General features: G+C 73.4%; 6 protein-coding genes. 4 read left to right on the top strand and 2 right to left on the bottom strand.

The window, feature by feature from the left end:
* Window positions 1-31: 31 nt before the first annotated feature.
* Together JS521_RS33075 and JS521_RS33070 are read right to left on the bottom strand one after the other, a co-directional pair.
* Entirely contained in the window at window positions 32-931 is a 900-nt protein-coding gene (locus tag JS521_RS33075) for an ADP-ribosylglycohydrolase family protein (RefSeq protein ID WP_205086589.1), read from the bottom strand.
* A gap of 75 nt (window positions 932-1,006) precedes the next feature.
* Window positions 1,007-2,119, bottom strand: coding sequence for a ferritin-like domain-containing protein (locus JS521_RS33070; protein WP_205086588.1), 1,113 nt, complete (start codon window positions 2,117-2,119; stop codon window positions 1,007-1,009).
* Window positions 2,120-2,376: 257 nt separating this feature from the next.
* Between JS521_RS33070 and JS521_RS33065 the strand changes: the two genes are divergently transcribed.
* From JS521_RS33065 to JS521_RS33050, 4 genes are all read left to right on the top strand, one after another.
* Complete coding sequence (locus JS521_RS33065; RefSeq protein WP_205086587.1) at window positions 2,377-3,312, top strand: AurF N-oxygenase family protein; 936 nt, start codon at window positions 2,377-2,379, stop codon at window positions 3,310-3,312.
* A 34-nt stretch (window positions 3,313-3,346) separates the two neighbouring features.
* Complete coding sequence (locus JS521_RS33060; protein WP_205086586.1) at window positions 3,347-4,123, top strand: TetR/AcrR family transcriptional regulator; 777 nt, start codon at window positions 3,347-3,349, stop codon at window positions 4,121-4,123.
* A gap of 4 nt (window positions 4,124-4,127) precedes the next feature.
* Window positions 4,128-4,403: a DUF8847 domain-containing protein gene (locus tag JS521_RS33055; RefSeq protein WP_205086585.1), complete on the top strand. Its 276-nt coding sequence runs from the start codon at window positions 4,128-4,130 to the stop codon at window positions 4,401-4,403.
* Between the two features lie 135 nt (window positions 4,404-4,538).
* The coding region (locus JS521_RS33050) for a protein kinase domain-containing protein (RefSeq protein WP_205086584.1) at window positions 4,539-5,981 on the top strand (1,443 nt) is incomplete at its 3' end.

Genomic DNA, 5,981 nt, shown 5'->3' with positions numbered 1-5,981 from the left:
CCCTCCTCCCGGCCGGACGCCCCGCCGCGCCTCACCCCAACGGCTCGCGCCTGCGCAGCCATTCCTCCGGTGCCCCGGCCGTCCCGGTCGCCGCCCCGACCACTCCCCCGGTGATGGCGCACGTGGTGTCGACGTCGCCGAGGCCCTCCGCGGTCGCCCAGAGCGCCGCCTCCAGGTCGTCCCCGTGGCGGGTCGCGGTCCACAGGGCGAAGGGCACGGTGTCGTCGGCGCGGATGCGCTGCCCGTTGCCGAGGAGGTCCGCGGCCTTCCACGGTTTCGTGGTGAACGGCGTCCGGGCCGCACGCCGCACCCCGTCGCGTACCGGCCCCTCGGGCGTGCGTTCCGCGACCGCGTCCAGCGTCAGTTCGCCGCGCGCCGAGAGCGCCGCCGCCACCGCGACGGCCACCGCGCCCGCGATGCCGTCCGGGTGGGCGTGGGTGACCTCCGCCGAGAGCGCGGCCTGCTCCACGACCCGGTCCAGGTCCTCGTGGAAGCGGGCGCCGAGCGGCGCGACCCGCATGGCCGCGCCGTTGCCGAGGCTGCCGCCGTCGAAGAGCCCGGGGGCCAGGGTGCGCCAGTCGGCGGGGGCGGTGAGGAGCTGGGGCAGCAGCAGGTGCATGCCGTGGCCGTAGCCCCGGGCCCGGTCGGCGTCGAAGGCCAGCGCGTAGCAGAGCGCCAGGTGGTCCTGGTCGACGTGGCCGCGCTCGTCGAGGGAGCGGTCCAGGGCGAGAGCGAGGGCCGTGTCGTCGGTCCAGTGCCAGAGCGGCTCCGGCGGGGTGCGGCGGGCCCGGATCTCGTTCGCGGCCTGCCGGGGTTCGCGGAAGAGCGGGAACCAGCGCTCCCCGAACGCGTCGCCGAGCGCGAGCGCTTCGAGGCTGCGGCGGGCGGCGGTGCGACCGGCGGCTGTGGCTGCGGGCGGGTTCGTCGTCATGCCCGCATCCTGGCTGCCGCACCCCGGTGGCGTACATCCGTTTTCGGTCGCCCGCCGCCCCCGCGCCGCGTCCCTTCAGGCGGCGTCGGCCGCTCCCTCGTCGATCGCCTCCGCGACCTCCGCCACCCGGGCCTCCTCCTCGACGGCGAAGCGTTCGCGGTCCAGTTCCTCGGCTATCTCCTCGTCCTGGGACATCAGCAGGTCGAGATTGGAGTCACCGAGTTCGAGGACGCCCATGTCGACGTACGCCTTCTGGAGACGCGGGCCCCACAGGCCGATGTCCTTGACGCACGGGACGATGCGGCTGAAGAGCAGCTTCCGGAAGAGCTGGAGGTACTCCGAGTGCTCCGAGAGGTCTTTCGCCTCCTGTTTGCCGATGCCGAAGTTCTCCAGGACCTCGACCCCGCTGAGCCGGTCGCGCATCAGGTAGCAGCCCTCGATGACGAACTCCTCGCGCTCGCGGAGTTCGGCGTCGCTCAGCTGCTTGTAGTAGTCGCGCAGCGCCATCCGCCCGAAGGCGACGTGCCGGGCCTCGTCCTGCATGACGTACGCGAGGATCTGCTTGGGCAGCGGCTTGGTCGTCGTGTCGCGGATCATTCCGAAGGCGGCCAGCGCCAGGCCTTCTATGAGGACCTGCATCCCGAGGTACGGCATGTCCCAGCGGGAGTCGCGCAGGGTGTCGCCCAGCAGCCCCTGGAGGTTGTCGTTGACCGGGTAGAGCATGCCGATCTTCTCGTGCAGGAACCGGCCGTAGATCTCGGCGTGCCGGGCCTCGTCCATGGTCTGCGTGGCGGAGTAGAACTTGGCGTCCAGGTCGGGGACGGACTCCACGATGCGCGCCGCGCACACCATCGCGCCCTGCTCGCCGTGCAGGAACTGGCTGAACTGCCAGGAGGTGTAGTGCTTGCGCAGCTCGCCCCGGTCCTTCTCCGTCATCTTCGCCCAGTGCGGGGTGCCGTACAGCGTGAGCGCCTCGTCGGGGGTGCCGAGCGGGTCGGTGGGGTCGACCTCCAGGGACCAGTCGATGCGCTTGTTGCCGTCCCACTGCTTGTCCTTGCCCTTCTGGTAGAGGGCGAGGAGGCGTTCGCGGCCGTCGTCGTAGTCCCAGCTGAACCGGGCGGCCCCGGTGGCGGGGACCTGCCAGGTCGGTTCGGCGGGCGGGGTGGTGTAGAGGTCATGGGTGGACACGGACGGCTCCTTCGCCTCGGACAGCGGGACGTGATCGACAAGTTCCGTGACGCCGAAGGCAGTTGAGCGCGCGCGTCAGCCGCCTCCCCGGCAGGTTCACACGTTGGTAGACAGCGGGTCAACAAGTCGTACGGAGTCGCGCGGAGGCGTACGGAGTCGCGCCCAAGGGATTGACGGCCTTGCTGACAGGCAGTCTCATAAGAGGTGACCGCCGGTAACTCCCGTGCCCGACAACCCCTGTGTGAGGTGCTCCCGCCATGACGACCGCCACCGCTCGCGATGTGACCGTCCTCCGCGACACCCTCGGGCCGCTCCGCGACCGCGAGCAGATCGCCCTGCGGCTGCTCGAATCCTCGGCCAAGCACTCCTTCGACCCCGACACCGAACTCGACTGGGACGCGGCGGTCGAGGAGGGCAGGTGGTTCTGGCCGCCGGAGCTGCTCTCGCTGTACGGGACTCCGATGTGGGACCGGATGTCCGAGGAGCAGCGCCTGGACCTCTCCCGGCACGAGGGGGCGGCCCTGGCCTCGCTCGGCATCTGGTTCGAGATCATCCTGATGCAGCTGCTGGTCCGGCACATCTACGACAAGCCCGTCACCAGCAACCACGTCCGCTACGCGCTCACGGAGATAGCCGACGAGTGCCGGCACTCGATGATGTTCGGCCGCATGATCGACTGGGGTGGCGCACCGACGTACCCGGTCCCGCGCGTCTACCACAACCTCGCGCGGGTCCTGAAAACCGTCTCCACCACCCCCGGTTCGTTCGCCGCGACGCTGCTCGGCGAGGAGATCCTCGACTGGATGCAGCGCCTGACCTTCCCGGACGAGCGGGTACAGACCCTGGTGCGCGGAGTGACCCGGATCCACGTCATCGAGGAGGCCCGGCACGTCCGCTACGCCCGGGAGGAGCTGCGCCGCCAGATGGTGACGGCCCCGCGCTGGGAGCGTGAACTGACCAAGGTCAGCTGCGGCGAGGCGGCCCGGGTGTTCTCCGTCTGCTTCGTGAACCCGCAGGTGTACGAGAACGTCGGCCTGGACCGCCGGGAGGCCGTCGCCCAGGTGAAGGCCAGCGGCCACCGCGCGGAGGTCATGCAGTCCGGCGCGAAACGGCTCACGGACTTCTTCGACGACATCGGGCTGCTGAACGGTGTCGGCCGCCGACTGTGGCGAAGCTCCGGTCTGCTGGCCTGAGGTGTACCGCGGTTCAGCGCTTAGGCTCGGTGGCATGACCTCCACCGCCGCAGTCCCGCCGCCCCGGGCTACGTACCGCAGGCTCAGTGTCGAGGAGCGGCGCGCCCAGCTGCTGCTCGCCGCGCTCGGCCTCTTCGCCCATCGGGCGCCCGACGAGGTCTCGCTCGACGAGGTGGCGGTGGCGGCCGGGGTGTCCCGGCCGCTCGTCTACCGCTACTTCCCGGGCGGGCGCCAGCAGTTGTACGAGGCCGCGCTCGGCTCGGCGGCCGACGAGCTGACGCTCTGCTTCAGCGAACCGCCGGTGGGCCCGCCGACCGAGCGGGTCGCCCGGGTCCTGGACCGCTATCTGCGCTTCGTCGACGAGCACGACACCGGGTTCAGCGCCCTGCTGCGCGGCGGCAGCGTCGTGGAGACCTCCCGGACGACGACGATCGTGGACGGGGTGCGCCGGGCGGCGGCCGACGAGATCCTGCGCCACCTCGGGCGGTTCGGCGGGGCCGGGGAGCGGCCTGCCGGGCCGAGGCTGCGGATGATGGTGCGCAGTTGGATCGCGGCCGTCGAGGCGGCCTCGCTGATGTGGCTGGACGACGGGAAGCGGCCGGCCGCGGCCGAGCTGCGCGGCTGGCTGGTAGACCACCTGATCGCGCTGCTCGCCGCGACCGCCGCCACCGACCCGGAGACCGCCGCGGTGGTGAACGACCTGCTGGCGCTGGAGACCTCCGAGGGACCGGCCGGACAGCTGGCGGAACGGGTGATTCCGGTCGTCGCGGAGGCGGCGCACCTGCTGCCCGCGCCCCCTGCGTCAGACTGACCGGGTGAAGAGCGAGAACACCCCTTTCCGCGGCGGCCCCCTGGACGGCTGGGTCCTGCCGATCCTGCTGGGCCCGACCGGCCACCCGCCGAAGTGGTACGAGGTCCCGGTGCCCTCCCCCGACGGCGGCCCCGCCACCGTGTACGCCTATCAGCGGGTTCCGGCCGGCTACACCAAGCGGCTCGGACTCCAGCGCGGCTGGGTGTACGAGTACGCCCCCGGCGGACGGGAGCACCGCACGCTCAAGTGGCCCTGGTCCAAGCCGCCGAGCCGCGACTGAACGACGGCGGGCGGTCCCCGCGTACGGCGCAGGCCCTTGGCCCCATCGGCAAAGTGGGGGTGGGTCTAAGATCGACGGTCAGGCGCCGGGGACGGGCCGTCCGGTCGCCGTACAACGGTCACAAGGGGGTGCGCCATGGAGGCGCTGCGTCAGGACGATCCACGCCGCTTCGGCCGCTTCACCGCGCTGGCCCGCTTCGACGAGGGCGCGAGTGCCGTGCGGTACGTGGCCCGGGACACCGCGTCCGACGAGGTGGCCCTCATCACCGCCGCGCGCCCCGAACTGGCCGCCGTCCCCGTCTTCAGCCGCCGTTTCCAGGCCGAGGCCCGCACCGCCGAGCGCCTCGCGGGCGGCTGGGTGGCCCCGCCCCTGGACACCGGCGACACGACGGAGACGCCCGCGGACGAGGCGGAACCCCTGTGGACGGCGGCGGGTTACGTCCCCGCGCTGCCGCTGGCCGAGGCGATCGGGATCGCCGGTCCGCTGCCCGAGCGGGCACTGCGGATACTGGGCGCGGGCATCGCCGAGATCCTCTCCCGGGTGCACGCCGCCGGGTCCGTGCTCCAGGGCCTGGCCCCCGGCACGGTGCTGCTGGCCGCCGACGGACCCCGCCTCACCGCCTTCGGCCCGCTGGGCGCGGCCGCATCGGCGGAGGCCGGTCCGGGCGGCCAGCTGTCGGTACGCCTGGGCTATCTGACGCCCGAGCAGATCGAGGGCAAGGAAGTCTCCGCCGCCTCCGACCTGTTCGTGCTGGGGCTGCTCCTGGCCTACGCGGCGACCGGGACGACCCCGTTCACGGAGGGCCCGGCCGAGGAGGCCGCCCGCCGGATCGCCGAGGACGAACCCGAACTCGACGCCGTACCGGAGGCGTTGCGCGAGCTGATCGCGAACTGCCTGGCGAAGGACCCGGACCTGCGGCCCTCGGCCGGCACGGTCGCCGCCGAACTGGCCCTGGAGGGCGCGGCGGGCCTGGCCCGGGGCGGCTGGCTGCCCGAACCGCTCGCGGCGGCGGTCGCGGACCAGGAGGCGCGGGTATGGGCCCTGGAGGTCCCGGAGCCCGAGCCGGAGGAGGCCCCGGAGCCCGAGGACGCCCGGCCTGAGGACGGCCAGGAGTCCGGGTCGACGAACACCCCGGAGCCCCGGGACGCCCGGCCTGCCCGGCCTGCCCGGCAGGAAGATGCCCGGTCGGCGGACGCACCCGCGACCGCGCCAGTGGGCGTCGCCGCCACCCCGGTGCCCGCGCCCCCCGCCGTCCCGGAGCCCGTGTCCGCCGGCACCCCGGAGTCCGAGCCCGCGCCCGCGGCCGCGCCGCCGGTGCACGTCCCAGCGCTCCGGGAGTCCGCCGGTGCACCCGCGTCCCCGGGCGACGGGGACACCGGCGAGGGTGAGGACCGGGGCACCACCCGGTTCCTCAACACCGGGCCCAGGCCGCCGCAGAACGACCGCCCGACGACCCAGCTCGCGCTGCCCCACGAACTCACCGCGCCCCAGCCCGGCCTCACCCCGGCAGGCCACCCCGCGCCGCCCGCCGCCCTGCCCGCCGTACCCTTCGCCCCGCAGCAGCCGGGCCATACGCAC

It is taken from the genome of Streptomyces durocortorensis, assembly GCF_016901035.1.
GTDB lineage: Bacteria > Actinomycetota > Actinomycetes > Streptomycetales > Streptomycetaceae > Streptomyces > Streptomyces durocortorensis.
This window is presented reverse-complemented; position numbering and strand designations above follow the sequence as displayed.